We start from the raw sequence: 26,943 nt of genomic DNA, 5'->3' as shown, positions 1-26,943 counted from the left end.
GGACCCTGCCCGTTCGGTCGACCCTCGGCACGTGTTACCGAGGCAACGATGGCCGCAGCTCAGCTGCAAGAGCTGTGGCTGCGGCCATCGTCACGAACTGCTGGTCGATGCGCTGTTACTCAGTACATCGAATACTCAGTGCATCGAGCCTGCTCATACCTCGGTTGCAGAACCGCCGGCAGCGGCGATCTTTTCCTTGGCGGAGCCCGTGAACTTGTTGGCCGAGATCTCGACCTTCACGGTGAGGTTTCCGTCGCCGAGAACCTTGACGGGCTCGTTCTTGCGAACGGCACCCTTGGCGATGAGCTCGGGGATACCGATCTGACCGCCCTCGGGGAACAGACGCTCGATGTCGCGCAGGTTCACGACCTGGAACACGACACGGTTGCGGTTGGTGAAGCCCTTGAGCTTCGGGAGCCGCATGTGGAGGGGCATCTGGCCACCCTCGAAGCGTGCCGGCACGTTCTTGCGTGCGCCGGTTCCCTTGGTACCGCGACCTGCGGTCTTGCCGCGCTTGCCACCTTCACCGCGGCCGACACGAATCTTCGTCGACTTGGATCCGGCTGCGGGGCGCAGGTGGTGCAGTTTGATGGTCATGGTTAGACCTCCTCAACAGTTACGAGGTGGCGCACCGTGTTGACCAGTCCGCGGTTCTGCGGGTTGTCCTCGCGGACGACCGTCTGGCGGATGCCCTTGAGCCCGAGAGTGCGCAGGCTGTCACGCTGGTTCGCCTTCTGGCCGATGGTGCTCTTGATCTGGGTGACCTTCAGCTGAGCCATTACTTCACCGCTCCTGCCTGTGCGCGTGCGCGCAGCATTCCGGCGGGTGCAACCTCTTCGAGGGTCAGGCCGCGGCGAGCCGCAACTTCCTCGGGACGCTGCAGACCCTTGAGGGCTGCGACGGTCGCGTGCACGACATTGATGGCGTTGTCGCTACCGAGCGACTTCGACAGCACGTCGTGGACACCGGCGCACTCCAGCACGGCGCGCACAGCGCCACCGGCGATGACGCCGGTACCGGCGCTGGCCGGACGCAACATGACGACGCCTGCTGCGGCTTCGCCCTGGATGGGGTGCGTGATGGTGCCGGCGATCATCGGGACGCGGAAGAAGCTCTTGCGAGCCTCCTCGACACCCTTCTGGATGGCCGCGGGAACTTCCTTGGCCTTGCCGTAGCCGACGCCGACCAGTCCGTTGCCGTCACCGACGATGACGAGGGCGGTGAAGCTGAAGCGTCGACCACCCTTGACCACCTTGGAGACGCGGTTGATCGTGACGACCTTCTCGATGAAGTTCGACTTGTCCGCAGCGTTGCCGCCACGGCCGTTCTCACGACGGTCACGACCGCCACCACCGCGGTTGTCGCCGCGCTGGTTGTTGTCGCCACCTGCGTTGGGGCCACTGTTCTGTCCGGCGGGGCCGCTTCCGCCGTCACGCCGTTGACGTCCCGGCATCAGGCTGTCCTTCCGTTGTCAGTCATTGTCATCATCAGAACGTCAACCCGCCTTCGCGGGCAGCGTCTGCGAGTGCCGCGATGCGGCCGCTGTAGTTGTTGCCGCCGCGGTCGAACACGACTGCCTCGACGCCGGCTGCCTTCGCACGGCTGGCGATGAGCTCGCCGACCTTCGCGCTGATGGCCTTCTTGTCGCCCTCGAGCGCGCGCACATCGGCTTCGATGCTCGACGCGCTGGCCAGCGTGTGGCCGGCGAGGTCGTCGATCAACTGCACGTGGATGTGGCGTGACGAGCGGTTGACGACCAAGCGCGGACGCTCGGGCGTTCCGGAGATCTTCTTGCGAAGGCGGAAGTGACGACGTGCCTTCGACAGGCGACGCTTCGTCGAGACGTCGGTGCCGCGCGGTGTGCGCTTGACGACGTTCGCCTCGTCTGCTGTTTGCTGGCTCATATCACTTACCCGTCTTTCCGACCTTGCGGCGGATCACTTCACCCTCGTAGCGGATGCCCTTGCCCTTGTACGGGTCCGGACGCCGCAGACGACGAATGTTGGCAGAGATCTGACCGACCTTCTGCTTGTCGATGCCGACAACGGTGAATCGCGTGGGCGACTCGACCGTGAACGTGATGCCCTCGGGTGCTTCGATCAGCACGGGATGGCTGTAACCGAGTGCGAACTCGAGGTCCTTGCCCTTGAGTACGACGCGGTAACCGACGCCGTGAATCTCCATCTTGGTGGTGTAACCGTTGGTGACACCGGTGATGAGGTTCGCAACGAGTGTGCGCGAGAGGCCATGCAGCGAGCGGCTCTTACGCTCGTCGTCCGGCCGGGTGACGGCGATGGTGCCGTCGTCGGCGCGAGCGATCTTGATGGGCTCGGCGACTGTCAGGCTCAGGGCACCCTTGGGGCCCTTGACCGCTACGTCCTGGCCGTCGATGGTGATATCGACGCCAGCGGGGACTGCGACCGGCAATTTTCCAATACGTGACATGGTGGTGGCCTCCCCTACCAGACGTAGGCGAGGACTTCTCCGCCCACACCCTGCTTGGCCGCCTGACGCTCTGTGAGCAGACCGGTGGACGTGGAGATGATCGCCACGCCCAGGCCGCCGAGAACCTTGGGCAGATTGGTGGATTTTGCGTACACCCGAAGACCGGGCTTGGAGACGCGTCGCACGCCGGCGAGGCTGCGCTCACGGCTCGGGCCGTACTTCAGATCGACGATGAGGGTCTTGCCCACCTCGGCGTCTTCCGTGCGGTAGTCGGAGATGTAGCCCTCGCGCTTGAGGATCTCGGCGATGTTCGCCTTGAGCTTCGAGTGGGGAAGCTTCACCTCGTCGTGGTACGCCGAATTGGCGTTGCGCAGACGGGTCAAGAAGTCTGCAATTGGATCGGTCATCGTCATGGTGTGACCTGTGCACCTTTCTCGCAGCGGTTCCCATGCAGCACGCGCGAGCTGGTGCCCCTGGATTCTCGAAAATCCGGCGGGCCTGGCTCGTCACATCGTGGGCCTACAACGAAGTGAACATGTCCTGACCGACTGTTGCCGGTCAGGGGTTGCGCTCCAAGCAGTGCATCGCTGCACTGCCAGGTGTTACGAGCTTCCGCATGTTCAATGCTGACGTACGGAGAACTCGAGGTTGCGTTCGATGTATTGCAAGGACTCGCGTGCAGGCACGACGAAGCCCGGGCAACCGCTCTAGTGTAGGCATCACGCACCCGAAGACCAAATCGCCCTACCATTTCGCAGCGGCTCGGGTCCAGTCGGACACCCGGACTGCCACTTCTTCGCTAACGTCGGACCATGACGGACTCGAAGGCAGTCGATATCGACCACCTCACCCACACTCTGCGCGACCGCAACATCGCCGGGGTGACGGTCGGCTGGGTCGACAACAACGGCATTGTCCGATCGCGCACAGTGCCCACCGCAGAATTGACTGCAGTCGCACGGCGTGGAGTGGGAGTCACCGCGGTCTTCGCCGTATTCGATTCGCATGATGGAATCACGTTCGCTCACGACGGACTATCGACGCCGTCCGGCGATGTCCGGTTGATTCCGGTGATCGACAAAGCGTCGAGCGTGGTCGCGCTCACCGGTCAACCGGGGCTGGCCTGGGTACACGGCCGGCAACTCTCGGCGGACGGCTCTCCCTCGCCCTACGATCAACGTGCCGTCCTCGAGCGACAGGTGCAACGGGCCTCCGCTGCCGGTTTCGAGGTACGGGCCGGCTTCGAGATGGAGTTCGCCCTCACTCGTGAATCGGACGGACTCGCCGCTCATCGCGGTCCTGCGTACTCCGCCAACGCACTTCGCGACGTCGACGAATTCGTGGTACTGCTGATCCGAGCGCTCGCCGCGAACGGTCTGGACATCGGTCAGATCCATGCCGAGTACGGCGGTTCCCAACTCGAGATCGCGCTGGCTCCACTCGATCCACTCGCTGCGGCCGATGCGCAAGTCCTGGCGCGGCAGACCATCCACGCAGCGGCTCGCGCGGAGGGCCTGCGGGCAAGCTTCGCTCCCCTGCCCACATCGAGCAGCGCAGGGAACGGATGGCACCTACACACATCGCTGGTCCGCGACGGCCACAATGCCCTGACCGGAGACGGAGACCACGGACTGTCCGAAACCGGGCGGTCGTACATCGCAGGCCTGGTTCGGGAGCTGCCTGGACTGACTGCCGTCACCGCACCGAGTTCGGGATCGCTGCTGCGTCGTCGACCCGGCTACTGGGCCGGGGCTTTCGGTTTCTGGGGCGTCGAGAACCGGGAGGCCGCAGTGCGTCTCGTGCCGGCCACTCGTCTTCTCGGTTCGAATCACACCAACGTGGAGCTGAAGGCGTGCGATGCCTCCGCCAATCCGTATCTGGCGCTGGCCGTCACGATCGCGGCCGGCCTGTCGGGAGTGGCAGATGGCGCACAGTTGACGCCACCGGTTCAAGAGGATGTGGGCGGCTGGGACGACGCCCGTCGCGAGGCCGCGGGTATCTCCCCACTCGCGACGACCCACGCTCAGCAGCGGGAGAACCTGTTGTCATCCGACCTGGTTCGGGACGTGTTGGGCGAGGATCTTCTGGGTGCGTTCGTTGCCTGTCGGGACGCCGATGCAGCGTGGGCGGAAAGCCACACCGAGGACGAACTGCTCGAATCGCTTCGTTGGATCTACTGAGATGCTGCGCTGGTTCGCCGGGGCAAGCACCAACGTCATGGAGCTCGATCGTGTTCTGCCGCAACCGGATCAGCTCTGTGGACCGTTCTCGGCGTCGGTAGCGTTGACGGCCGTTCTCAACGGCGACATACCGAACGTGAACGAACTCGCAATCGCATCGGGGTCCGCGATCTGGCCGGGAGAGATCGAGTCGGCCCGCCCTCCCGGAACACCCCGGCTCACCGACGGGTGGGATGCGCTGCCGAGGGCCGTATCGATCGACACGGCCGGGACCACAGCGGCAGGCCTCGCGGCGGGCATCGAGACAGCGACCGACCACCGCGTTGCCGTGGTTCCGATCATGACGCCCGGTGCCGAGAGACTGCGCCTGCTCCTGACCCGCCTTGCCGAAGTGCAGTTCCGGTTCGGCCTGGTGGCAAATGTGCACACCTCGGAACTGAACGAATTAGATTGGAGCGTAGGGCATTTCGTGACAGTCCTCGGAGTGGACACTGTCGATGACGTGGTCGCGATCGCCGATACCTATCGAGAACTCGGAGTCCCCGGCATGCCTCCCGGATGTCGAACCGTTTCCACCGACGCTCTCGCGTCGTCTATGTCCGAACGTGGCCTTCTCCTGGTTGTCGACATCAACGACCGCAGTGCCGCACTAGGTCTGACTCGGTCGCTCGATCTCCGGCACGACGTGTGGTCGGCATGAGACCCGAGAAACACGAAATGGGCGTGGGTTCCTTTCGGAACCCACGCCCATCAGCGTGATGTGGTGAAGCCCGGAGGCTTCAGATCACCAGGAGCTCTTGCGGACTCCGGGAAGCTCTCCTGCGTGTGCCATCTCGCGCACGCAGATACGGCACAGGCCGAACTTGCGGAACACGGAATGGGGACGGCCGCAGCGGTTGCAGCGAGTGTATGCACGCACCGCGAACTTCGGCTTCTTGTTGGCCTTGTTGACCAATGCCTTCTTCGCCATGGACTCAGTTCTCCTTGAACGGGAAGCCGAGGTGCTTGAGCAGCGCACGGCCTTCTTCGTTGTTGGTTGCGGTGGTTACTACGGTGATGTCCATGCCGCGCGGACGGTCGATCTTGTCCACGTCGATCTCGTGGAACATCGACTGCTCGTTGAGGCCGAACGTGTAGTTTCCGTTGCCGTCGAACTGCGTGCCCGAGAGGCCGCGGAAGTCCCTGATTCGGGGAAGGGCAATGGAGACCAGACGGTCGAGGAACTCCCACATGCGGTCGCCACGGAGGGTGACGCGTGCGCCGATGGGCATTCCTTCGCGCAGCTTGAACTGTGCGATGGACTTGCGAGCCTTGCGGATCTCCGGCTTCTGGCCGGTGATGGCAGCGAGGTCGGCAACTGCACCGTTGATCAGCTTGGCGTCACGGGCGGCGTCGCCGACACCCATGTTGACGACGACCTTGACGATGCCGGGGATCTGCATGACGTTCTCGTATGCAAACTCGGTGTTCAGGGCGTCTTTGATCTCAGCGCGGTAGCGCGCCTTGAGGCGGGGCTGTTCGCCCGCGATGTTTTCGGTGGTAGTCATCTCAGATGTCCTTCCCGTTCTTCCGGGAAACACGAACGCGCTTGCCGGATTCTTCGTCGGTCCGGTAGCCCACGCGAGTGGGGTTGCCGTCCGAGTCGACCACTGCGACGTTCGAAACGTGGATCGGAGCTTCCTGGGTGACGATGCCGCCCGAGGATGCGCCGCGCTGGTTGGCGGAGACCGAGGTGTGCTTCTTGATGCGGTTCACGCCCTCGACCAGAACCTTGGAGTCAGCGGGGTAGGCCTGAATGACCTTGCCCTTGGCACCCTTGTCCTTGCCGGCGATCACGAGAACGGTGTCGCCCTTGTGCACCTTCATTTACAGCACCTCCGGGGCGAGCGAGACGATCTTCATGAACTTCTTCTCACGCAGCTCACGGCCGACCGGGCCGAAGATACGAGTTCCGCGGGGATCGTTGTCCGGCTTGATCAGCACCGCAGCGTTCTCGTCGAAACGGATGTACGAGCCATCCGGACGGCGACGCTCCTTGATGGTGCGGACGATGACGGCCTTGACGACCTCACCCTTCTTGATGTTTCCACCGGGAATGGCGTCCTTCACCGTAGCTACGATGATGTCGCCGATTCCGGCGTAGCGACGTGACGAACCACCGAGAACGCGGATGCAAAGGATTTCCTTCGCGCCCGTGTTATCAGCGACGCGTACTCGCGACTCCTGCTGAATCACTTACTTCTCCTTGACCTGGATGTACGTACGTGCCGGATTTCCGTCCCGACACGCGCGGTCGGCTGCCGGGTGCGGGCGCATGAGGGCACACCGCTGCCACAGGCAACCGGTCAAGTGTAGGGGAACGCTGCTCCAGGATCCAAATCGTCGTCGCCGAGTCTTTCTCGCCTCCCCTGTGTGGGACACGGTCGGTACGGTTCGGAGATGGGGCTTTTCGGGGTGGGCACGGTGCAGCCGTGGCTGTGAACGGTGAGGCTGCAGGCTGGTGGTCAGGCCTTCCTGTCGATCGGGTAACTCGACTACGCGGGGCTTCCGAACGCGCGCTCGCCGAATCCGCGAACCCACTGCCCGCCGAAGCACCCGCGATCGTGTTCTTCACTGTCGATGCCGCGGCAGCACGTCGTTCGGCGGGTCTGGTCGACGTGGTGGTCGACGCGTTGGAGACCGCAGCGATCGACTCGGCCGCACTGTGGCTGCCCGAGTTCGAGCACATCGCGGGGGCCTCCACGCTGGAGCGGCGTGCCGCTCGAGCGTCCGCCGTTCGCCTGGCTGCCGATACAGCACACTTCGGTCCTTACGTGGCGTCTCTGGCCGAGTCGGCTTCCTCGGGGCGGCCGGTGCGCCGGGCAGCGTTCACCGTCGAGACCCGCGTGGCGGGATCGGCCCGGGCTCTCGCTGCGGCTCACGGCCGCGACTTCGCCGCCCTCGTACTGGTAGTACCCGACGGCGTGGACGCCGACATCGTGTCGACCGCAGCGGAATGGCTGTGTGCCAACTCGAAGATGGGTGTGTGGCTCACCGGCGGTGGGTCGGCGAGGATGCACAGGTTTCCATCGGTCTCGGTGCGCGCACCCGCAGTGCCCGCCGGCGTCAGCACCGTCCTCGATCGTTTCCGGCCGTTGAGCTATCCGCCGATCGCCGGACACCCGCACCCGGCGAGCGATCCGGAAAAACGGTTGCAGCGAGCTCTGACTCTGCACGAATGGGCCACGGGGCGAGAACACAACCGCTCGATCCGGCTCGGCGAGCTCAGCCGTCCGTTCACAGTCGACGTACTGTGGCGCACCGAAAGAGTCATCGTGGAAATCGACGGCAACGAACACCGCGCCGCCGAGCGGTTCGCACAGGACCGCGTGCGCGACAACGAGCTGCAGACACACGGCTACATGGTGCTGCGGTTCACCAACGCTCAGGTGATGGACGACCCGCAGCGCGCTGTGGATACCATCCGCGAGGCAGTATCGAGAAGACGATCGAAGGGGGATCCTCGATGAGCACCGAAGACCTTAACGGGACCGAGGCAGCAGTTCTGCTGGTCCTGATGGCCGAAGCGAGTCCGGTCAAGAATTCCGAACTCAAGGCGATGGGCCCAGAACTTCCCAAGCCTGCTCGAGACAGGCTGAAGAATTGGGGACTGATCGAGGTGAACTCTTCGGTACGACCGATGACTCTCGAACTGACGGACAAAGGATGGCGCACCTGCGGCGAACTCATCGGCGGCGGTCCCCCGGCTCGATCGACCGGAGCCGGTAAAGCGATGTTCACCGTGTTGGCCGGGCTGCGTCGATGGCTCGACCGCACCGACAGTCGTCCGGCCGATGTGTTCTCGCCCCGCGAAGCCGAGCCTGCCCCGTCAGACAAGAGCGAGACAGCCGAAACGAGCATCGACATCGAAGCCTCGATTCGCGCGGCCTACGCACGGCTCGCCCGCGAACCCGGCAGCACGGTACGGCTCTCGCGGTTGCGAGACGAGTTGCGAGACATCCCGAGAGCAGATCTCGACGACGCCCTCGCACGATTGCGACGCGCCGCCGACGTCTCGCTGATTCCCGAGGAAAATCAGAAGACGCTGACCGACGAGGAACGCGCTGCGGCCGTCGTCGTCGGTAATCAGCAGAACCATCTACTCTTGATCGAATCGTGATGGGCGTGAACTCGACGATGACGGACAACGAGCAGATCCGAGCCCTCGAATCGGTGCGGTTGAGCTGGGCACCGACCCCCGACGACGTGTGGCGCTCTCAGTCGAACGTGCACGTTCCGGGCATGCACGAACGGGTGTTCCTCGAGGTGATGAACGCCTACGACGACGCCGATGCGTCCGACGACGCCAGCCCACTCGGTGTCGTCGTACGAGGGCCGGCCGGATCCGGCAAGACACATCTGCTGGGCCAGGTCCGAGAGGAGGTGCAATCGAAAGGGGGTTACTTCTTCCTCATCAGACTCCTCGACGCCGCCGGGTTCTGGCGCTCAACGTTGATGGGGATGCTCGACGATCTGATGCGCCCGTCCGGTCGAGGGTCCGACAGTCAGCTCGGTCTGCTGCTTCGACGCCTGTGCGAAGTCGGCGACATTCCCGACGATCAGCGCGCAAAGATCATGGGCGAGAACATGATCGACGCCGAGACGCTCGACGCCTTCGTCACCGCGGTGTATAAGGTGCACCCCCGTCATCGTCGGACGTCGCAGCACACACTGCGCGCATTGGTGCTGTCCATTGCCCCCGACTCAGCTGTGCAGGACCTGGGTGACGCGTACCTGCAGTCGATCGACGACGTCGATCCCGACGAATTCTCGGCCTGGGGCATTCGCCGAGCCGAGCTGGGTCACCAGGGCATCGCCGAGAACATCTCTCGCCTGCTCGCCATCACCGGCCCGACGATTCTTGCCATCGACCAGATCGACACTCTCGTGGCCCAGTCGCGCACCGGATCCGATCAGGAGTTCGCGGACGCACAGGAAGACAAGGTCGTCGAACAGCTCGCGCACGGATTGATGTCGCTGCGCGAGACACTCCCCAGGACCGCCTCGGTTCTTTCGGCCCTGTCGAGTGCCTGGGAGCTGATCGCCGCACGCGGAGTTGCGCCCATGCGCGACCGCTTCCGAGTCACCCAGTCACTCAAGCCGATTCCCTCGTCCGACATCGGACGCCTGCTGCTCGGACGACGTCTGGCAGCGTGCTTCTCGGAAGCCGGCTTCACGCCGCCGCATCCGACGTGGCCGGTCGCCGCACATGCCTTCGAGCAAGCCCCCGATTTCACGCCACGACAGCTGCTCATCGCGGTCGACCGTCACATCAGGCACTGCCTCGACACCGGCGTCGCGTCGGAGCTGGAGAGTTTCACGGACAAGTCCGGGCCGGCCGATACGCCGGACCTTCCCAAAGCACGAGTCGACGAACTCGATCTCCTCGACAAGCGCTACGAACAGCTTCGCGAACATGTCGACGTCTCCATCCCGCTGAAGCCCGACAGCGAGGACTCCATCGTTCCCGCATTGCTGTCCGCCGGATTGACCGCCTGGATTCACGAACACCAGTCGTCCGACGACAGCCTGGCCCAGGACCCACCCCCGAGCGGCAAGCCTGCCCTGCACGCCCGGCTGCGCCATACCGTCGACACCGATACCGACGACGAAGAGCACTGGTGCTTCCGCGCGGTGACGTCCGGCAACGCCCGGGCTGCGCTCGCCCGCGTGGAGCGAGCCGTGACCACGGCTGGCCTGCGTATCGACATGCCCAAACGACGGCTCGTCCTGATCAGGAACGATCCCTGGCCCAACGGCGCGAAGACCGAGCAGACGATCGCGGCTCTGCGTCGCGCCGGAGGCGTCGTGGTGCCGTTGAGCGACGACGACCGCCGGGCCTTGGCGGCGCTGTCGATCCTGCTGAGCGAGAACTCCCCCGCACTGACGTCCTGGTTGCTCGCGCGCAAGCCGGCCCACGATGTCGAACTGTTCTCGTCCGTGTTGCCTGCGGTCAGCGTTGTCGACGACGACACAGCACTGATCGAACCCGAGAACACAGTCGCGGCCGAGCCCACTCCGAGCCGGCGGCCGTCGATCGTCGTGGGTTCGGAAGTGAGCACGGGTGCGGACGTCGCAATCCAACTCGAAGCGCTCCGTAAGCACACCGCGATCTTTGCCGGCTCCGGCTCGGGGAAGACAGTTCTGATTCGCCGACTGGTGGAAGAATGTGCGCTACAGGGCGTTTCGGCGATCGTGTTGGACGTCAACAATGACTTGGCTCGACTCGGCACCGCGTGGCCGGAAGACGAACGAACGTGGCCACCGGGTGACGAGGCCAAGGCGACCGCTTATCTACGCGACACCGACGTCGTCGTGTGGACGCCCCGCAAGTCGGCGGGCCGACCGCTGAGCTTTCAGCCACTACCCGACTTCGTCAGCGTTCTCGGCGATGCCGACGAGTTCGACTCCTCCGTCGAATCCGCATTGGCGTCACTCGAGCCGGCCGCGGGGGTACTGGGCACGTCCCAGAAGGCCAAACACGGCCGCGCAGTGTTGAAGTCGGCGCTCGATCTCTTCGGTCGACGCCCGCAGGGCGGCACTCTGGCGGACTTCATCGACCTGCTCGAAGACTTGCCCGAGGACACCAGCGACATGCGCGACGCCGTACGAATCGCGCAGGGACTGGCCGAGAATCTGAAGGCTGCCGTGGCCAACGACCCGATGTTCGCAAGTGCGGGCACCCCGGTCGATCCGGCCGTGCTGTTGACTCCGGCGGACGGAAAGAAAGCCCGAGTGTCGGTGATCAATCTGGCGGGCCTGACCACCGACGAGCAGAAGCAGAGCTTCGTCAATCAGTTACAGATGGGCCTGTTCTCGTGGATCAAGAAGAACCCGGCAGGCGACCGGCCGCTCGGTGGATTGTTCGTGATGGACGAGGCGCAGAACTTCGCCCCCTCCGATCGCACGACCGCGGCAACACACAGCACACTGGCGCTGGCCTCGCAGGCGCGAAAGTACGGTCTCGGTCTCGTGTTCGCCACGCAAGCGCCGAAGGGGCTGCACAACCGCATCGCCGGAAACGCGTCGACGCAGTTCTACGGACTCCTGAACAGTCCGTCGCAGGTCGACGCGGCCAAGGAGATGGCACGCGTCAAGGGTGGATCCGTTCCCGATGTCGGGCGACTACCCGCGGGCCAGTTCTACGCCGCGGTCGAAGGCGCGGAGTTCCGCCGCACTGCCACTCCCCTGTGCCTGTCCTATCATCCGAAGAGTCCGCCCACCGAGGAAGAGGTCATTGCGCTGGCGCGTCCGTGACCACATCGAACGACGGACACCACAATCTCGATCGCCGGTCCTGACAGGCACCCAGTCTGGACCGGTGATGCAGGAGTTCAGCGGCCCCGATGATCGAGAACGACTGCATAAGACCCGACACCGGTCAGAGTGCTTCCCTGGATGGATACGCTGTCCACGATCACCGATGTAATGGTGCCGGTCTCCGGATCGAACTCCACATCGTCCACTGTTCCGAGGTCGACGCCGGCAGTACTGAGGACGCGCTTGCCGATGACCCGGTGAGCTTTGCCGTCCAGTTCGGACAGCAATTCCTCGGTGCCGATCTCGACGATTCTGTCCGCCGAATCGACGGTCACCGCGTCGGTTCCGAAGGTCGAGATGCCGGACCACATGAGCGCGTCTCCGGTTTTGGATTTCTTGATCTGCAGTCCGGCAACGGTACGGCTTCGCGGATCGACGAGGAATGCCCCGACGGCACCGACGGTATCGGCGGTGCTGGTACTGACTACCTTGCGACCGATCGACTCGGAGAACAACATCAGTTCGTTCCCTTCAGCTGTGCTCGGAATGCGTCGACGGCGGCACCGAAGCCCGCGAGGTCGTCACGCACGAAATCGGTGGCACTGGCCGGCACCATGAGGTGTTCTCCGGACGCCGCAAGTGTGTCCGGCAACGGTATGAGCACCGTCGCTCCCTTGTTCTTCATCGACTCGGAAGACTTGATCTCGTAGCCGACAACATCGCATTGCCCGCCGTTCCGGCCGCTCACCTCGATGATCACGTCCACCACGGTGCCCAGATCGGTTCCGGTGTCCGTGAGAACCGTCGACCCCAGGATGTCGCCACGCCGCTCGGGGACGGCCTCGACAACCGTGCCCTCGGCATCTGCGTCAGCGGAGGCGAACATCTGATCGGCGGGGGTGAGGACGTCCTCGCTCAGAATCATCACGGCGTCGGATCCCAGCGCCGCTACCGATCGCCACGGCATGACCTCTTTCTTCGGGCCCGAGAACAGTCCTCGGCCGGCAAGGGTGAAGCCTGCAACTGCACCGCCGTCCGGCGCGTAGACGATGTCCTTGACCTGTGCGACGTCTTCGCCGGCAAAGGTCACGACCGGCCTCTTGGCGATCTCACTCGACCGCATCAGTTGTTCGCTCACGATCGCTTCTTCGTATTGGTCTTGTCGCGCGGTGCAGCGATGATGACGCCGCCCGACCGACGCCGGGCTTGCACCAGAAGTACCGCTGCGACGATCGCCACGATCAACACGAGGGCCACGATGACCCACCCCCACCACTCCATAGTGAGCCCACTTTCTCGAGAAGAAATGAGGGGGTCCGAGGACCACCCGCTTGGGTTCCTGTACTACCCCTTGACGCACACCCTCAAACTCCGCGTCGGTGTCGCAGGCACGTTCTCGTCCATCGGCCTCGCCTGGCACACTTGTGCCTGTGAAGGCCCTCGCACGCGGGGAGAACTGCCCCGCACCCACCGGTCCGTTGACGGTCGAACTGCGCGGTTCGACGCACGTCGACGTCTCGGCTTTGTTGCTGGCCTCGGACGGCCGCGTGCGATCCGACGCCGATCTGGTCTTCTGGAATCAGCCCGAGGGCGCTGGCGTCGACTACCGACGCGCGTCTTCCGGCCATCTCGTCCGAATCGATCCGTCGGCGATTCCCGACGACATCGCCACCGTCGTCATAGCTGCCTCCCTCGACGGCACCGGACCGATGACGTTCGCAGCCGCGGGGCCGGTTTCAGTTTCGGTTTCCGACGCCTCGTCACTGCGCGTCTCGTACTCGGCAGACGGCGTCGGTGACGAGTCGGCGCTCGTGTGCGTCGAGGTCTACCGTCGCGGCGAGCAATGGAAGATCCGCGCGGTCGGCCAGGGGTACGTCGACGGATTGGCCGGACTGGCCACAGCTTTCGGCATCAGCATCGACGACGACGAGCAGCCGCAGCCCGATGCACCGACGGCCGCCCCCTCCCACGCGACCCCGACACCCGTCGATTCGTCTGTCCACCAAGGAGTTCTGGCCATGAGAAGTGAACTGTTCGCGCCCGCTCACGCCGAGGTCCCCGGATCCGGCATTCAGAAACAGGGCAGCAAGATGTGCCGGGTCGGCATGAACGGTGAAATCATGGCTCGGGCCGGCTCGATGGTCGCCTACCAGGGCAACCTGAAGTTCGAGGCGCAGGGTTCAGGGGGCTTGGGTCGGGCACTGAAGCAGGCGCTCTCCGGGGAAGGTGTCCCCCTGATGAAGGTATCGGGTCAGGGTGATCTCTTCCTCGCCAATGCCGCGCAGGACGTGCATCTGATCGACCTGGACGGCACGGACGGATTGACGATCAACGGCGCCAACGTTCTGGCCTTCGAGTCCACGCTGAGCTATGACGTCAAACGTGTGCAGGGTGCCGCGGCCGGCGGCAATGCAGGCTTCTTCAACTGTGTGTTCACCGGCCGTGGGCGGATTGCCATCACGAGCGACGGCGTACCGGTGGTGCTGAACGTCGACCAGCCCACGTTCGCAGATCCTCAAGCCGCGGTCGCCTGGTCGTCCTCTCTGCAGACGAGAGTGAAGAAGAACGATTCATTCGGACTGGGGACACTGATCGGCCGGTCGACCGGCGAGCGGTTCACCCTCGAGTTCTCAGGTCAGGGTTTTGTCGTCGTACAGCCGTCGGAGCAGCCGCCGGGCGGATTCGTCGGCGGCAGCGGCAGCGGTGAACAGGCCGGTGTCGGCGGCGCGCTCGGCGGCTTGCTGGGCAGATAGCCTCCCGCCCCGAACACGAAAATGCCCGCTCCCAGGAAAGGAGCGGGCATTTCGAGTGCAGGTACTACTTGGCCTTTTCGAGAACCTCGACCAGTCGCCAGTGCTTCGTGGCGGACAGCGGACGGGTCTCCATGAGCTGAACGCGATCGCCTACGCCGGCGTCGCCCTTCTCGTCATGTGCCTTGACCTTGGTGGTGCGACGGATGATCTTGCTGTAGAGGGGGTGCTTGACCCTGTCCTCGAGCTCGACCACGATCGTCTTCTCCATCTTGTCGGATACGACGTAGCCGATCCGGACCTTACGGTTGTTGCGCTCTTCAGTCACAGTGTTTTCCTCGCTCATGCTGCGTCACCTGCTGTGTCCTCGGAAGGACCAGAGGCCAAGCCGAGCTCACGTTCGCGGAGCACCGTGTAGATACGCGCGATCTCGTGGCGCACCACGCGCAGTCGACGGTTGTTGTCCAACTGGCCGGTAGCCATCTGGAAACGAAGGTTGAACAGCTCTTCCTTCGACTCACGCAGCTTGGTGACCAGTTCTTCACCGGTGAGCTCGCGGAGCTCTGCGGCTGGGGTTCCGGTAGCCATCAGAACTGCTCCTCCCTGGTGATGATGCGTGCCTTGATGGGCAGCTTGTGGATGGCGCGAGTCAGTGCCTCACGCGCGATGGTCTCGTCGGGGTACGACAGCTCGAAGAGCACACGACCCGGCTTGACGTTCGCGATCCACCACTCGGGCGAACCCTTACCGGAACCCATGCGGGTCTCGGCAGGCTTCTTGGTGAGCGGACGGTCCGGGAAGATGTTGATCCAGACCTTGCCGCCACGCTTGATGTGGCGAGTGATCGCGATACGAGCGGACTCGATCTGACGGTTGGTGATGTAGGCGGGCTCGAGAGCCTGGATGCCGTAGTCACCGAATGTCACCTGAGTTCCGCCCTTGGCGGCACCCGAACGCTTCGGGTGGTGCTGCTTGCGGTGCTTGACCCGGCGGGGGATCAACATGCGTCAGCCCTCCTGAGTGGGCTCGGTCGAGGCCGGAGCCTCGGTTGCGGATGCCGCGCGGCCGGCCTCGGTGCTGGTCGCCGTGGTGCCCGAGGCACCGCTGCGACGCGGCCGAGTGGGACGCTCACGACGGGGACGGTCTGCACCGGCGGCCGGAGCCGCAGCGGCAGCGAGTTCACGCCGTCCGCCGACGATGTCGCCCTTGTAGATCCAGACCTTCACGCCGATACGGCCGAAGGTGGTCTTGGCCTCGTACAGTCCGTAGTCGATGTCGGCACGGAGCGTGTGCAGGGGAACGCGTCCCTCGCGGTAGAACTCCGAGCGAGACATTTCAGCGCCACCGAGACGGCCGGAGCACTGAACACGAATGCCCTTGACGTTCGGCTGACGCATGGCCGACTGGATGGCCTTACGCATAGCGCGACGGAATGCGACGCGGTTGCTGAGCTGCTCGGCAACACCCTGGGCCACGAGCTGAGCCTCGGACTCGGCGTTCTTGACCTCGAGGATGTTGAGCTGGACCTGCTTGCCGGTCAGCTTCTCGAGAGCTCCGCGGATGCGGTCGGCCTCGGCACCACGACGACCGATGACGATGCCCGGACGTGCCGTGTGGATGTCCACGCGAACACGGTCACGGGTGCGCTCGATCTCGACCTTCGCGATTCCTGCGCGCTCCATGCCGGTGGCGAGGAGCTTGCGGATCTCGACGTCTTCCTTGACGTACTCCGAGTACTGCTTGTCTGCGTACCAGCGCGACTTCCAGTCAGTGGTGATACCCAAGCGGAAGCCGTGCGGGTTGATTTTCTGACCCACTACTGAGCCCCTTCCTTGGACGCCTGGCCCTTACGACGGTTGCGAGACGTTCCGCCGGTCTTGGGCAGGCTTTCGACGATCACCGTGATGTGGCTGGTGCGCTTGCGGATCCGGAATGCCCGGCCCTGAGCGCGCGGCTGGAATCGCTTGAGGGTTGCACCCTCGTCGACGAATGCAGTAGCAACGATCAGCGTGCTGGGATCGAGATCCAGGTTGTTCTCGGCGTTGGCCGCTGCGGAGGCGATCACCTTGGCGACCGGCTCGCTCGCTGCCTGCGGCGCGAACTTGAGGATGTTGAGCGCGTCCTCGACGGAGCGCCCGCGAACCAGATCCACGACGCGACGTGCCTTCATCGGCGTGACGCGAACGTGCTTCGCTACGGCCTTGGCAGTCGGATTGGCGGTGGGGGTGAAGTTGGTCATCGCCTCTTCGCCTTCCGGTCGTCCTTGATGTGACCCTTGAACGTGCGGGTCGGTGCGAACTCTCCGAGCTTGTGGCCGACCATGGAGTCGGACACGAACACCGGTACATGCTTGCGACCGTCGTGGACGGCGAAAGTGTGACCGATGAAGTCGGGGAGAATTGTCGATCGACGGGACCAGGTCTTGATGACCTGCTTGGTTCCCTTGTCGTTCTGGACGTCAACCTTCGCGAGGAGGTGATCGTCTACGAACGGGCCTTTCTTCAGGCTGCGTGGCATTCTGAACTCCCTCCTAGCGCTTGTTCTTGCCGGTACGACGACGACGGACAATCAGCTTGTCGCTCGCCTTGTTCTTGCGGGTACGGCCCTCAGGCTGTCCCCAGGGGCTGACCGGGTGGCGTCCACCGGAGGTCTTGCCCTCGCCGCCACCGTGCGGGTGGTCGACCGGGTTCATCACGACACCACGAACGGTCGGGCGCTTGCCCTTCCAGCGCATGCGGCCGGCCTTGCCCCAGTTGATGTTCGACTGCTCGGCGTTGCCGACCTCGCCGACGGTTGCGCGGCAGCGCACGTCGACGCGACGGATTTCACCGGACGGCATACGCAGCGTGGCGTAGGGGCCCTCCTTGCCGAGGAGCTGAATGCTCGCTCCGGCGGAGCGGGCCATCTTCGCGCCTCCACCCGGACGAAGTTCGACCGCATGAATGGTCGTACCCGTAGGGATGTTGCGCAGGGGCAGGTTGTTGCCGGGCTTGATGTCGGCGTTGGCACCCTGCTCGATCGGCGAGCCCTGGGCGATGCCCTTGGGTGCGACGATGTAGCGCTTCTCGCCGTCTGCGAAGTGCAGCAGTGCGATGTTCGCGGTGCGGTTGGGGTCGTACTCGATGTGAGCGACCTTGGCCGGCACGCCGTCCTTGTCGTTGCGACGGAAATCGATGAGACGGTACGCACGCTTGTGACCGCCACCCTTGTGCCGGGTGGTGATGCGACCGTGTGCGTTACGTCCACCACGACCGTGCAGCGGGCGGATCAGCGACTTCTCGGGGGTCGATCGCGTGATCTCAGCGAAATCGGAAACGCTGGAGCCACGACGGCCCGGGGTTGTCGGCTTGTATTTACGGATTGCCATGAGTCTTCTCGTCCTCTATATCCGAAGAGTCCCAGTCGCTTACGCGACCGGACCTCCGAAGATCTCGATGGGCTTGCTGTCGGCGGAGAGCGTTACGAGCGCGCGCTTGGTGTCCTTGCGCTTGCCGTAACCGAACCGGGTCCGCTTACGCTTGCCCTGACGGTTCATCGTGTTGACGCTGGTCACGGTGACGTCGAAGATCTTCTCGACGGCAATCTTGATCTGCGTCTTGTTCGAGTCCGGGTGCACCAGGAACGTGTACGTGCCTTCTTCGATCAGTCCGTAGGACTTCTCGGAGATGACCGGTGCCAGCAAGATGTCGCGGGGATCGGCGATCGTGGTCACTTGCTTGCCTCCTCGTTCTTTGCAGGCCCAGCGATGAAGGTGTTCAGCGCTTCCACACTGAAGACGACATCATCGGCATTGAGCACGTCGTACGTGTTGAGCTGGTCGGGTGCAATGGGGTGCACGCCGTCCAGGTTCTGAACGCTCTTCCAGGCTGCGATGTCCTCGCGGCCGACGACGAGCAGGACCTTCTTGCGGTCCGAGATCTCGGCGAGGAACGTCTTCGCACCCTTGGTGGACGGAACCTGTCCGGCAACCAATTCGGTGATGACGTGCAGTCGCTCGCTGCGGGCCCGATCGGAGAGGGCTCCGCGCAGAGCGGCGGCCTTCATCTTCTTGGGGGTCCGCTGGCTGTAGTCGCGCGGCTGCGGTCCGTGAACCGTTCCACCGCCGACGAACTGAGGAGCGCGGGTCGAGCCCTGACGGGCGCGGCCGGTGCCCTTCTGCCGGTACGGCTTCTTGCCACCGCCGCGAACCTCGCCACGAGTCTTCGTGGAGTGGGTTCCCTGACGAGCGGCTGCCAGCTGTGCGATGACGACCTGGTGCAGCAGCGCGATGTTCGCCGGAGCGTCGAAGATCTCCGCGGGGAGATCGACGGTGCCGTTGGTCTTGCCGCCGGCTTCCTTGACATCGAGCGTCAGCTTGGTCTCGGTGTTCTTCTCGAGGCTGGTCATGCCCGTGCACCACCCTTCAATGCAGACTTGACGATCACGACGTTGCCGCGACGGCCCGGGATCGCTCCCTTGATCAGCAGCAGACCGTTCTCGCTGTCCACCTTGTGGACCGAGAGGTTCTGCGTCGTGACGCGGTCGCCACCCATACGTCCGGACATGCGCATTCCCTTGAAGACGCGACCGGGTGTTGCGCAGCCACCGATGGATCCGGGACGACGGTGCACGGCCTGTGCACCGTGGCTCGCGCCCTGACCCTTGAAGCCGTGACGCTTCATGGTTCCGGCGAAGCCCTTGCCCTTGCTGGTGCCGGTGACGTCGACGTATGCGCCGTCCTCGAACACTGCAGCGGTGAGCTCCTGGCCGACCTCGAACTGCGAGGCGTCGGCTACGCGAATCTCCACGATGTGGCGACGCGGCGTGACACCTGCCTTCTCGAACTGGCCGGTGGTGGGCTTGTTCACCTTGCGCGGGTCGATCGCACCGAATGCGACCTGGACGGCGCTGTAGCCGTCACGTTCCTGGGTGCGGATCTGGGTGACCACGTTGGGGCCTGCCTTGATCACGGTCACCGGAACGACGCGGTTGTTCTCGTCGAAGACCTGGGTCATTCCGAGCTTGGTGCCCAGAATTCCTGTCGCAGGCCGGTTCTTGTTATCAGTCATCGTTGTCTCCGCGCTCACTGGATGTTGACGTCGACACTGGCCGGGAGGTCGATGCGCATGAGCGCGTCCACCGTCTTCGGTGTCGGGTCGAGGATGTCAATGAGCCGCTTGTGAGTACGCATCTCGAAGTGTTCGCGCGAGTCCTTGTACTTGTGCGGCGAACGGATGACGCAGTACACGTTCTTCTCTGTCGGCAACGGCACCGGTCCGACGACGCGGGCACCCGTACGGGTGACCGTTTCGACGATCTTGCGCGCTGACGCGTCGATCGCCTCATGGTCGTAGGCCTTGAGCCTGATGCGGATCTTTTGTCCCGCCACGCTTAGTGTCCTTTTCTTGCCGCTTGGTCGTAGAACGGGCCGTTCGGCCTGCTCCACCTCGTCTGCACAGTCCCCGAGCCGGGGGAATCCCTCCGACTCGAACTGCCTTCGTGCACACACGACAGTGAAAAACGTTGACGACCAGGCGTGACCTGTGTCCGTTGCCGCTCTTCATCTGTCATGGTTCTCCGGTCCACGCGGTCGGGCGTGTCGCGATTCCGCTCATTCTTCTGCGCTGAAACTTTCGCCTCAACCATCCGAAGGAAACGAAACCCACACCGATCGAGCTGGTGGTCCGGACGCGCTCACGCGGAGCGCTGGTCTCATGTTTTCTCAGCCGACCTTTCGATCGACTCACCTGGTTCAGGCCGCACGCAAGCGCGTCCCGTGTCCAGGCAACCCGACCAGTATGCCGTAGCGCGGGCAACAGATCAACTCGGGGTCGATCCGTATTGCCGACGTGACCTTACTCGACAGTAAGGTAGGACCATGAATGCCGTCGCCAACACCACCGGGGCCACCTATCGCGCCTGGTCGAAGCTGCCGAACAACACTATCGGATCCACTGTGTTCTCGATTGGCATGTGCCTTCGGGTTCCCTACTTCGCGTCTGTGCTGCCGCGGGTGGTGGCCCTTGAATCGGGTCGCTGCGAGGTGACAGCGCCCAAGTGGTTCGGAATCCGGAACCATCTCGGCACATTTCATGCCATCGCAGCGTGCAATCTCGCCGAGGTTGCGATGGGAATGCTCGCCGAGGCGACCGTGCCCACATCGCACCGATGGATTCCGAAGTCGATGAACGTCCAGTACCTGACCAAGGCCACCACGTCACTGCGCGCCGTCGCCCAGCTCGACGAGATTCCCGATTTCGAGTCGGTCACCGACGGCCTCGAACTCGTCGTGCCGGTATCCATTCGGGACACCGCGGGCATCGAGGTCGTGCACGCAGACATCACGATCTGGGTCTCTGCCGCCTCGCGTTGACATACTCGACCGATGAACTCGGCGAGACGGACCGACCCGGATGACTCGGTCGTGGTGGTAGGTGGTTCAGGAGCCGTCGGCAGCATGATCGTCGACTTGTTCCGGGGGGACGACATCTCCGTGACGATCGTCGACGTGCACGGCGATCCCGGTGCCTCTCCGCCCGTCATGGTCGGAAACATCATCGAGCCCGACGACCGACTGGCCCGGGCGCTCGAGCGGGCCGAGACGGTGATTCTGGCCGTGCCGGAATCGGTGGCGTTGGCCGCGGATCTGTCTGCCGTACGCTCCGACGCCCTGCTGGTGGAAACCCTGTCGGTCAAGTCCGGGTTCGCGCGGCACCTCGAGGAAACCGATCGCGTCGGTGCGTCAGTGGGCATCAATCCGATGTTCGCCCCGTCCCTGGGGATGGCCGGACGCCCGGTAGCCGCTGTGTTACATCGCGAAGGCCCACTCGCGGACGCTTTCCTCGACCGAGTCTCACGATGGGGTGGGCACGTCGTGCTGCTCGACGCCACGCGTCACGATCGACTCGCCGCTGCAACGCAGGCTTTGACGCATGCCAGTGTGCTGGCATTCGGGTTGGCACTGGCCGAACTCGAGCTGCCGTTCGGCGACATCGACGCCGTCGCTCCTCCCCCACACTCGACCATGCTGGCGGTGCTCGCTCGCATCACGGGCGGCGAACCAGAGGTGTACTGGGACGTACAGGCCGGCAATCCCCACGCCGCCGAGGCCAGGGCAGCCTTGCGCCGCGCCACGCAGACACTGAACGAGACGGTCGATTCCGGTTCCGAGGCTCGGTTCGCGCGGCTATTGAACAAGGCAGAGTCCGCGCTGGGCGGCAGCGGCGATCGGTATCGGACGGCGTGCGCCGAGATGTTCGGTATCGTTCGAGGTGACAGTGGTAATCGGTGACCACCGATAAGAGCGACCACTTGTAAATGCACGGAGGCGAGGCACGCAATGCTGGAACAGCCGTCGTTGCCGGAGTTCGACTCCGCCGATGTCGTGGAGAGTGCCGTCGTTGCACGGTTGGCGAAGAACTGGGCGCAGCGCGCAACGGTGAAGAAGCCCGAACCCGAACTCGACGACCTGTTCGACACATCGAAACAGGACTTCCCGGACGCCCTGATCCCCTTCGGCGAGCACGACACCTACATCGATGTCACTCCCGAGCAGAAGGATCGCCTGCGTGCCTGGGGATGGATCGCGTTCAACAAGAACGTGATGGATGTGGAACAGCACGTCGTGCATCCAGGTTTTTCGCTACTGGCACAGGATGTGTTCGAGACCGGCATGGGCGACACTCTCGCTGTGGCAGTCACTCAGGCCATGGTGGACGAGCAGTACCACACCCTGATGCACCTCAACGCGAGCGCTGCGACGCGGCGCGGCCGAGGGTGGGCACTGTCGGAGCGCTCTCTGCCCTTCAGCTCGACGGTGCGTCGGCAACGCGCTGCGCAAGCAACGAGCGATGACTCCTGGTCCGCGGCGATCAGTTCTCTGGCGTTCATGACAGTCGCGGAGATCTCCATCACGTCGTACTTGGACCTGATCGAGGACGACGACGTCATTCAGCCCATCAATCGGGCGACCGTGAAACTGCACAATCGCGACGAGTACTGCCATGCCTCGATCGCCGACGACATGGCCGCGATCGTCTTCGACCGTCTCGGAGCCAATGACCGACAGAAGTTCCTCGACGGACTCGTCGATGGCATGGATGCGTTCTCGAGCAGCGACTTCTCGACCTGGCGGCGCATTCTCGAGCTCGAGGGCGTCCGCGGTGCCGACGAGATGCTCGCCGACGTCGAGCAGGACAAGAGTCGCCGAGCTCTGGTCCAGGACTACAGCGGGCTTCGGTCTCTGTGCCGAAAGCTCGACGTCGAGGACACTATCGATATCGATTGGGGCTGACTGCGGAGGTCACCCGGCGTCGACCCGCAGGTAACATTCTCGGGGAATTCCGGTATCAAGTAGTGGCCCTCGACTCCCCGGGGTCCTGTCCCACCATTCACCCCGACAGCTCGGAGATTCGATGTCGTCAGCTCAACACGCAGCCGTACACGTGGAGGACGTGCACAAGTCCTTCGGTGATGTGCATGCGCTGCGCGGCATCAGCTTCTCCGCCGAGCGCGGGACCGTGCTGGGTATTCTCGGTCCCAACGGTGCCGGCAAGACCACCACGGTCAAGGTGCTGTCCACCTTGATCACCCCGGATACCGGCCGTGCATTCGTCGCGGGACACGACGTTGCGACAGACGCTCCGGCGGTACGCCGCTCGATCATGATGACCGGACAGTATGCGGCCCTCGACGACACCCTGTCGGGCCGCGAGAACATCGAGTTGTTCGGTCGCCTCATGGGTCTGGACAAAAAGGCCGCGAAGGCCCGCGCCAAGGCTCTGCTCGACGAGTTCGACCTCGCGGATACCGGCAAGCGGCCCGTCCGTGGCTACTCGGGCGGTATGCGACGCCGGATCGACATCGCCTGCGGATTGGTCGTGCGACCGGAGGTCGTGTTCCTGGACGAACCGACCACCGGACTCGACCCTCGCAGCCGTCAGGGCGTGTGGTCGTTGGTCGAGGCACTGAAGGCGCAAGGCATCACCGTGCTGTTGACGACGCAGTACCTCGAGGAAGCGGACGTCCTCAGCGACAACATCATCGTCATCGACAAGGGAACCGTCATCGCGGAAGGCACGTCGGATCAACTCAAGGCCATGACCGGCGGCAGCTACTGCGAGGTGGTTCCCCTCGATCCCGGGCAGCTCCGCGCCGCCGCGACCGCGCTGGGTGACATGGTCCCGGCCGCCGTCCACGCCGAGATCACCGCCACGTCCGATCGAATCTCGGTACCGGCACCCGACGGCGCAGCGACGTTGTCCGAAATTCTGCGACGCGTCGACGCAGAGGGCATCGTGCTGGCCGACATCGCACTGCGGCGCCCCTCGCTGGACGACGTGTTCCTCACCCTCACCGGCCACTCGCAAGCGAGCTCGAGCTCATGACGGCCACGACGCGGGGCTTGCCCAAAACACATTCGAGGTTCGTCGAGCGGACCGGTGCCGGCTCCACCACACAGCAGCCGAAACGGAGGTCTCGAACGCGGCCGTCCGGCTTCGTTCAGTGGCAGGCTCTCACCGGCCGTGCTTTGTGGACGATGCTCACCAAGGGCGAGCTGCTGATCGCGGTCATCGCTCCGCTGATCTTCACCGTGGGCTTCTACCTTCCGCTCAAGTTCGTGATGGGCTTGCAAGGGATCAATTACGCCCAGTTTCTGATGCCGATCATCGTTTTGCAGGCCATGGCGTTCACCGCCATTTCCGCCGCGCAGAGGGCATCCACCGAAGCAATGAGTGGATTGAATTCTCGGTTGAAGACGATGCCTGTCGTACGTGGCGTCCCGTTGGTAGCGCGTATCTCGAGCGGCGTCGTACGCTCCCTGGTCTCGCTCGTATCCGCCCTCGGTTTCGGCTATGTGATCGGTTTTCGCTTCACCGCAGGATTCGCCCAGGCCCTGTTGTTCTGCGCGCTCGCCATGCTGATCAGCACCACATTGTCGATCGGTGCGGACGCAATCGGAACGCTGTCGAAGAGTCCCGAAGCGACCAGCCAGGTGTTGACTCTCCCCCAGCTCATCCTCGGTATGGCCTCGTGCGGGTTCGTTCCCGAGAGCGGTTTCCCGGAACTCATCCGACCGTTCGTTCGCAATCAACCAATTTCTCAGTTCTCCTTCGCGATGCGAGACATGGCCGAGGGCGGAGTCAGCTTCCAGGTGCTGTGGCCATCCCTGGCCTGGATCGCCGGCCTGATCCTGTTCTTCGTCCCGCTCGCCATCTGGGCGAGCTCGAGACCGGAATGACGAGTTCGAGATGACGATGTCAGAAGCGTCGGTGAACACCACGCGCGTATCCAATTTGACCTTTCCCGAACCCAGTATGGTCCTGGCCGAAGGGTCCATTCGTGCTCTCTGGACCCACAGTCTGATCCAGGCCAAGAGACTGTTGATGCGATGGATGCGCGATCCGTCGACGATGATTCAGGCATTGCTGTACCCCGCGTTGATGCTGGTCATGTTCCGCGTCGTCCTCGGTAACTCGATATCCGCGGCCACCGGATCGCCCGCCATCTACGGCCAGGTGCCGATGATCGCCCTGGTCGGTGCCATGTTCGGATCCATCGTCAGCGCCGTCGGCCTCAAGGGCGAACGGAAGTCGGGTTTGTTGTCGCGGTTCTGGACGACACCCACTCACCGGGCGGCCGGCCTGCTGGGCAGAATGATCGCCGAAGCAGTTCGGGTGCTCGTGACCACCACGGTCATCATCAGTGCCGGTGTGGCAATGGGATTCAGATTCACGCAGGGACTTCAAGCGGGCATCTTGTTGCTGCTGATTCCGGTCGTGTTCGGAATCGGTTTCGCAGTCATGATCACGTTCCTCGCCACGGTATCCGGAGACGCACCGCTGGTGGAACTGGTGTCGATCTTCTGCACGTTGTTGATGTTCTTCAACGCTGGGTTCGTCCCCGTGCTCGCGTACCCCCTGTGGCTTCAGCCGGTCGTTGCAGCTCAGCCGATGTCGGTCGCGGTCGGAGCAATGCGTAACCTCGCCATGGGCGGGCCTGTCATGACCCCCGTCCTGCAGACCCTCGCTTGGTCACTAGGGATGGTCGTCGTGTTCCTCATCCCGGCGATCCGCGGTTACAAGAAGGCATCCGCGTCGGGCTGACGGCCCGGATGGAATGGCCCGCGGACCGAAGCCTTTCTATCGGGCCACTTTTGTGCGTACCGTAAACGGTCATGCCCATTTCAGAGATGCCATCTGTGTCGGTGATCATTCCCGTCGGAGCCTTCGACACGACGCTGACAGCTCAACTGATGGCTCTGGCCGATCAGGACTTCGGGGACGACTTTCAGGTTGTTCTTGCGGACAACTCCGGTAGTGGCGAGCTTCGGCAATACCTCGAGACGTGCGATCTCCCCGTCGGCTTCTCCACCGTGTATGTCGACGCGTCAGAGGCAAAAGGAGCTGCGCATGCCCGCAACCGGGGTGCGGACGCGGCTACTGGTGAGCTGCTCGCCTTCTGTGACTCCGATGACGTGGTGCATCGAGATTGGCTGAGCACCTTGGCCCGGATGGCGACGCACTACGATCTTGTCGGAACTGCAGTCGAGACGTCATCCTTGAACGGTGAGCGTGCATTGTCGTGGACGCCGAGCCTCGCTCCGGAGCACCAGGGTGGAAATTCGTTTCGCCCGTTCGCGATCGGAGCCAGCATGGCGTGTCGAGCCGAGGTCTATCACGCTCTGGGCGGCATGAACAACGAATTCGCGGCCAGCCAAGACGTCGAATTCAGTTGGCGCGCACAGTTGGCCGGTCACAGTTTCAGCTTCGATCACGAGCCCAAGGTCTCGTACCGTCTACGCGACCGGCTGGGGCCGCTACTGCGTCAGTCGTACCGTGCCGGATACGGCACGACCAAACTCGTCGGTGAGTACCGTCGGCATGGGTGCCCCCCACTGAGCATTCGCCTCGTGCTCCTGCGCTGGGGCGTGTTGATACTGCGTAACCCTCTATTGCCGACGTCGATCACCAAGCTGTCCCGGGGACACTGGTTGCGCGCTCTCTACATACGCGTCGGTGAATTGCGCGCCGGTATCCACTATCGAGCGTTCGGTTGGTGAGCCAGTCGCCCAGTAGCGTGAGCATCATCACACTTACGTGAACACACAACCCGTAGACCAGTAGTTCTGCAATTGTCCAAAAGGTTGCTCGCACTATGAATGTTACGGTTGTGTCAACCAGATGCTATCTCCGACTGAGGTTCCCCCCGAAAAGTGGACAGTGGTCACGCGGCCATGATGGGCGCGATCAGTGACTGTTCGTACGTGGTGGGGCTGAGCATCCCGATCG

At 63.7% G+C, this 26,943-nt stretch carries 37 protein-coding genes; 13 read left to right on the top strand and 24 right to left on the bottom strand.

Going from position 1 to position 26,943, the window contains the following annotated elements; all coding sequences use genetic code 11:
• Nucleotides 1–153: 153 nt before the first annotated feature.
• Genes rplO through rpsH form a run of 6 tightly spaced genes read right to left on the bottom strand, consistent with a single transcriptional unit; the run spans nucleotide 154 to nucleotide 2,858 of the window.
• A complete protein-coding gene (gene rplO, locus ACIGGF_RS14730; RefSeq protein ID WP_032397532.1) occupies nucleotides 154–597 on the bottom strand; it encodes a 50S ribosomal protein L15 in 444 nt (147 codons plus the stop codon).
• 2 nt (nucleotides 598–599) lie between these two features.
• Nucleotides 600–779, bottom strand: coding sequence for a 50S ribosomal protein L30 (gene rpmD / locus ACIGGF_RS14725; RefSeq protein ID WP_008718256.1), 180 nt, complete (start codon nucleotides 777–779; stop codon nucleotides 600–602).
• Nucleotides 779–1,453 carry a 30S ribosomal protein S5 gene (gene rpsE / locus ACIGGF_RS14720; RefSeq protein WP_397522012.1) on the bottom strand — a complete coding sequence of 225 codons (675 nt, stop codon included), beginning with the start codon at nucleotides 1,451–1,453 and terminating at the stop codon, nucleotides 779–781. Before rpsE ends, rpmD begins: the two co-directional genes overlap by 1 nt.
• A 34-nt stretch (nucleotides 1,454–1,487) precedes the next feature.
• Nucleotides 1,488–1,904: a 50S ribosomal protein L18 gene (gene rplR / locus ACIGGF_RS14715; protein ID WP_397522011.1), complete on the bottom strand. Its 417-nt coding sequence runs from the start codon at nucleotides 1,902–1,904 to the stop codon at nucleotides 1,488–1,490.
• Nucleotide 1,905: 1 nt separating this feature from the next.
• Nucleotides 1,906–2,445: a 50S ribosomal protein L6 gene (gene rplF, locus ACIGGF_RS14710; protein WP_027496323.1), complete on the bottom strand. Its 540-nt coding sequence runs from the start codon at nucleotides 2,443–2,445 to the stop codon at nucleotides 1,906–1,908.
• 14 nt (nucleotides 2,446–2,459) lie between these two features.
• Nucleotides 2,460–2,858, bottom strand: coding sequence for a 30S ribosomal protein S8 (gene rpsH / locus ACIGGF_RS14705; protein WP_008718266.1), 399 nt, complete (start codon nucleotides 2,856–2,858; stop codon nucleotides 2,460–2,462).
• A 399-nt stretch (nucleotides 2,859–3,257) separates the two neighbouring features.
• Here rpsH and ACIGGF_RS14700 point away from each other — a divergent pair, with 399 nt between their 5' ends.
• Together ACIGGF_RS14700 and ACIGGF_RS14695 are read left to right on the top strand one after the other, a co-directional pair.
• Entirely contained in the window at nucleotides 3,258–4,625 is a 1,368-nt protein-coding gene (locus ACIGGF_RS14700) for a glutamine synthetase (RefSeq protein WP_397522010.1), read from the top strand.
• Between the two features lies 1 nt (nucleotide 4,626).
• The gene (locus tag ACIGGF_RS14695) at nucleotides 4,627–5,325 is read left to right on the top strand and encodes a DUF6885 family protein (RefSeq protein WP_397522009.1); all 699 of its coding nucleotides are present in this window, start codon (nucleotides 4,627–4,629) and stop codon (nucleotides 5,323–5,325) included.
• 84 nt (nucleotides 5,326–5,409) lie between these two features.
• On the opposite strand, the gene ACIGGF_RS14690 is transcribed toward ACIGGF_RS14695, so the two are convergent.
• The 4 genes from ACIGGF_RS14690 to rplN are packed head-to-tail and all read right to left on the bottom strand — an operon-like array spanning nucleotide 5,410 to nucleotide 6,860.
• Nucleotides 5,410–5,595: a type Z 30S ribosomal protein S14 gene (locus ACIGGF_RS14690; protein WP_008718273.1), complete on the bottom strand. Its 186-nt coding sequence runs from the start codon at nucleotides 5,593–5,595 to the stop codon at nucleotides 5,410–5,412.
• 4 nt (nucleotides 5,596–5,599) lie between these two features.
• A complete protein-coding gene (rplE, locus tag ACIGGF_RS14685; RefSeq protein WP_008718275.1) occupies nucleotides 5,600–6,172 on the bottom strand; it encodes a 50S ribosomal protein L5 in 573 nt (190 codons plus the stop codon).
• Between the two features lies 1 nt (nucleotide 6,173).
• On the bottom strand, nucleotides 6,174–6,491 hold the full coding sequence (gene rplX / locus ACIGGF_RS14680) for a 50S ribosomal protein L24 (RefSeq protein ID WP_397522008.1): 318 nt from the start codon (nucleotides 6,489–6,491) through the stop codon (nucleotides 6,174–6,176).
• Complete coding sequence (rplN, locus tag ACIGGF_RS14675; protein WP_032397538.1) at nucleotides 6,492–6,860, bottom strand: 50S ribosomal protein L14; 369 nt, start codon at nucleotides 6,858–6,860, stop codon at nucleotides 6,492–6,494. It abuts the gene before it with no gap.
• 236 nt (nucleotides 6,861–7,096) lie between these two features.
• Here rplN and ACIGGF_RS14670 point away from each other — a divergent pair, with 236 nt between their 5' ends.
• Genes ACIGGF_RS14670 through ACIGGF_RS14660 form a run of 3 tightly spaced genes read left to right on the top strand, consistent with a single transcriptional unit; the run spans nucleotide 7,097 to nucleotide 11,921 of the window.
• A complete protein-coding gene (locus ACIGGF_RS14670) occupies nucleotides 7,097–8,134 on the top strand; it encodes an endonuclease domain-containing protein (protein ID WP_397522007.1) in 1,038 nt (345 codons plus the stop codon).
• Complete coding sequence (locus ACIGGF_RS14665; RefSeq protein ID WP_397522006.1) at nucleotides 8,131–8,784, top strand: hypothetical protein; 654 nt, start codon at nucleotides 8,131–8,133, stop codon at nucleotides 8,782–8,784. Before ACIGGF_RS14670 ends, ACIGGF_RS14665 begins: the two co-directional genes overlap by 4 nt.
• Before the next feature lie 17 nt (nucleotides 8,785–8,801).
• The gene (locus tag ACIGGF_RS14660) at nucleotides 8,802–11,921 is read left to right on the top strand and encodes an ATP-binding protein (protein ID WP_397522101.1); all 3,120 of its coding nucleotides are present in this window, start codon (nucleotides 8,802–8,804) and stop codon (nucleotides 11,919–11,921) included.
• Nucleotides 11,922–11,998: 77 nt separating this feature from the next.
• Here ACIGGF_RS14660 and ACIGGF_RS14655 read toward each other — a convergent pair whose 3' ends face one another.
• The 3 genes from ACIGGF_RS14655 to ACIGGF_RS14645 are packed head-to-tail and all read right to left on the bottom strand — an operon-like array spanning nucleotide 11,999 to nucleotide 13,205.
• The gene (locus ACIGGF_RS14655; RefSeq protein WP_397522005.1) at nucleotides 11,999–12,442 is read right to left on the bottom strand and encodes a PRC-barrel domain-containing protein; all 444 of its coding nucleotides are present in this window, start codon (nucleotides 12,440–12,442) and stop codon (nucleotides 11,999–12,001) included.
• Complete coding sequence (locus ACIGGF_RS14650) at nucleotides 12,442–13,062, bottom strand: PRC-barrel domain-containing protein (RefSeq protein WP_397522004.1); 621 nt, start codon at nucleotides 13,060–13,062, stop codon at nucleotides 12,442–12,444. Before ACIGGF_RS14650 ends, ACIGGF_RS14655 begins: the two co-directional genes overlap by 1 nt.
• Entirely contained in the window at nucleotides 13,059–13,205 is a 147-nt protein-coding gene (locus ACIGGF_RS14645; RefSeq protein WP_397522003.1) for a hypothetical protein, read from the bottom strand. Before ACIGGF_RS14645 ends, ACIGGF_RS14650 begins: the two co-directional genes overlap by 4 nt.
• Nucleotides 13,206–13,354: 149 nt before the next feature.
• On the opposite strand from ACIGGF_RS14645, the gene ACIGGF_RS14640 reads away from it, so the two are divergent.
• On the top strand, nucleotides 13,355–14,677 hold the full coding sequence (locus tag ACIGGF_RS14640) for an AIM24 family protein (RefSeq protein ID WP_397522002.1): 1,323 nt from the start codon (nucleotides 13,355–13,357) through the stop codon (nucleotides 14,675–14,677).
• A gap of 64 nt (nucleotides 14,678–14,741) precedes the next feature.
• On the opposite strand, the gene rpsQ is transcribed toward ACIGGF_RS14640, so the two are convergent.
• The 11 genes from rpsQ to rpsJ are packed head-to-tail and all read right to left on the bottom strand — an operon-like array spanning nucleotide 14,742 to nucleotide 20,042.
• Entirely contained in the window at nucleotides 14,742–15,020 is a 279-nt protein-coding gene (gene rpsQ, locus ACIGGF_RS14635) for a 30S ribosomal protein S17 (protein ID WP_032376635.1), read from the bottom strand.
• Nucleotides 15,017–15,262: a 50S ribosomal protein L29 gene (gene rpmC, locus ACIGGF_RS14630; protein WP_032376634.1), complete on the bottom strand. Its 246-nt coding sequence runs from the start codon at nucleotides 15,260–15,262 to the stop codon at nucleotides 15,017–15,019. Before rpmC ends, rpsQ begins: the two co-directional genes overlap by 4 nt.
• Complete coding sequence (gene rplP, locus ACIGGF_RS14625) at nucleotides 15,262–15,678, bottom strand: 50S ribosomal protein L16 (RefSeq protein ID WP_027496313.1); 417 nt, start codon at nucleotides 15,676–15,678, stop codon at nucleotides 15,262–15,264. The genes rpmC and rplP overlap by 1 nt, the downstream gene beginning before the upstream one ends.
• A 3-nt stretch (nucleotides 15,679–15,681) precedes the next feature.
• Nucleotides 15,682–16,491 carry a 30S ribosomal protein S3 gene (gene rpsC / locus ACIGGF_RS14620; protein WP_027496312.1) on the bottom strand — a complete coding sequence of 270 codons (810 nt, stop codon included), beginning with the start codon at nucleotides 16,489–16,491 and terminating at the stop codon, nucleotides 15,682–15,684.
• Complete coding sequence (gene rplV, locus ACIGGF_RS14615) at nucleotides 16,491–16,913, bottom strand: 50S ribosomal protein L22 (RefSeq protein WP_037188319.1); 423 nt, start codon at nucleotides 16,911–16,913, stop codon at nucleotides 16,491–16,493. Before rplV ends, rpsC begins: the two co-directional genes overlap by 1 nt.
• Nucleotides 16,910–17,191: a 30S ribosomal protein S19 gene (rpsS, locus tag ACIGGF_RS14610; protein ID WP_008718309.1), complete on the bottom strand. Its 282-nt coding sequence runs from the start codon at nucleotides 17,189–17,191 to the stop codon at nucleotides 16,910–16,912. Before rpsS ends, rplV begins: the two co-directional genes overlap by 4 nt.
• Nucleotides 17,192–17,204: 13 nt before the next feature.
• The gene (rplB, locus tag ACIGGF_RS14605; protein ID WP_008718311.1) at nucleotides 17,205–18,041 is read right to left on the bottom strand and encodes a 50S ribosomal protein L2; all 837 of its coding nucleotides are present in this window, start codon (nucleotides 18,039–18,041) and stop codon (nucleotides 17,205–17,207) included.
• Nucleotides 18,042–18,080: 39 nt separating this feature from the next.
• Nucleotides 18,081–18,386: a 50S ribosomal protein L23 gene (gene rplW / locus ACIGGF_RS14600; protein WP_027496310.1), complete on the bottom strand. Its 306-nt coding sequence runs from the start codon at nucleotides 18,384–18,386 to the stop codon at nucleotides 18,081–18,083.
• Nucleotides 18,383–19,060 carry a 50S ribosomal protein L4 gene (gene rplD / locus ACIGGF_RS14595; protein ID WP_008718317.1) on the bottom strand — a complete coding sequence of 226 codons (678 nt, stop codon included), beginning with the start codon at nucleotides 19,058–19,060 and terminating at the stop codon, nucleotides 18,383–18,385. The genes rplW and rplD overlap by 4 nt, the downstream gene beginning before the upstream one ends.
• Nucleotides 19,057–19,722, bottom strand: a complete 666-nt coding sequence (gene rplC / locus ACIGGF_RS14590; RefSeq protein ID WP_027496309.1) for a 50S ribosomal protein L3 — start codon at nucleotides 19,720–19,722, stop codon at nucleotides 19,057–19,059. Before rplC ends, rplD begins: the two co-directional genes overlap by 4 nt.
• A 14-nt stretch (nucleotides 19,723–19,736) precedes the next feature.
• The gene (gene rpsJ / locus ACIGGF_RS14585; protein WP_003938093.1) at nucleotides 19,737–20,042 is read right to left on the bottom strand and encodes a 30S ribosomal protein S10; all 306 of its coding nucleotides are present in this window, start codon (nucleotides 20,040–20,042) and stop codon (nucleotides 19,737–19,739) included.
• A gap of 489 nt (nucleotides 20,043–20,531) precedes the next feature.
• On the opposite strand from rpsJ, the gene ACIGGF_RS14580 reads away from it, so the two are divergent.
• The 7 genes from ACIGGF_RS14580 (at nucleotide 20,532) to ACIGGF_RS14550 (ending at nucleotide 26,714) form a co-directional block, all read left to right on the top strand.
• Nucleotides 20,532–21,026 carry a hotdog fold domain-containing protein gene (locus ACIGGF_RS14580; RefSeq protein WP_397522001.1) on the top strand — a complete coding sequence of 165 codons (495 nt, stop codon included), beginning with the start codon at nucleotides 20,532–20,534 and terminating at the stop codon, nucleotides 21,024–21,026.
• Between the two features lie 12 nt (nucleotides 21,027–21,038).
• The gene (locus tag ACIGGF_RS14575; protein WP_397522000.1) at nucleotides 21,039–21,944 is read left to right on the top strand and encodes a prephenate dehydrogenase dimerization domain-containing protein; all 906 of its coding nucleotides are present in this window, start codon (nucleotides 21,039–21,041) and stop codon (nucleotides 21,942–21,944) included.
• A gap of 48 nt (nucleotides 21,945–21,992) precedes the next feature.
• Nucleotides 21,993–22,946, top strand: coding sequence for a diiron oxygenase (locus tag ACIGGF_RS14570; protein ID WP_397521999.1), 954 nt, complete (start codon nucleotides 21,993–21,995; stop codon nucleotides 22,944–22,946).
• A gap of 121 nt (nucleotides 22,947–23,067) precedes the next feature.
• Nucleotides 23,068–24,039, top strand: coding sequence for an ATP-binding cassette domain-containing protein (locus ACIGGF_RS14565; protein ID WP_397521998.1), 972 nt, complete (start codon nucleotides 23,068–23,070; stop codon nucleotides 24,037–24,039).
• On the top strand, nucleotides 24,036–24,893 hold the full coding sequence (locus ACIGGF_RS14560) for an ABC transporter permease (RefSeq protein WP_397521997.1): 858 nt from the start codon (nucleotides 24,036–24,038) through the stop codon (nucleotides 24,891–24,893). Before ACIGGF_RS14565 ends, ACIGGF_RS14560 begins: the two co-directional genes overlap by 4 nt.
• Before the next feature lie 10 nt (nucleotides 24,894–24,903).
• The gene (locus tag ACIGGF_RS14555; protein ID WP_397521996.1) at nucleotides 24,904–25,758 is read left to right on the top strand and encodes an ABC transporter permease; all 855 of its coding nucleotides are present in this window, start codon (nucleotides 24,904–24,906) and stop codon (nucleotides 25,756–25,758) included.
• A gap of 71 nt (nucleotides 25,759–25,829) precedes the next feature.
• Entirely contained in the window at nucleotides 25,830–26,714 is an 885-nt protein-coding gene (locus tag ACIGGF_RS14550; protein ID WP_397521995.1) for a glycosyltransferase family 2 protein, read from the top strand.
• Nucleotides 26,715–26,943: the final 229 nt, after the last annotated feature.

The organism is Rhodococcus sp. NPDC078407 (assembly GCF_044542515.1).
In the GTDB taxonomy this organism is placed as follows: domain Bacteria; phylum Actinomycetota; class Actinomycetes; order Mycobacteriales; family Mycobacteriaceae; genus Rhodococcoides.
Note: the sequence above shows the minus strand (reverse complement) of the source record. Positions and strands in the feature narration are given on the sequence as shown.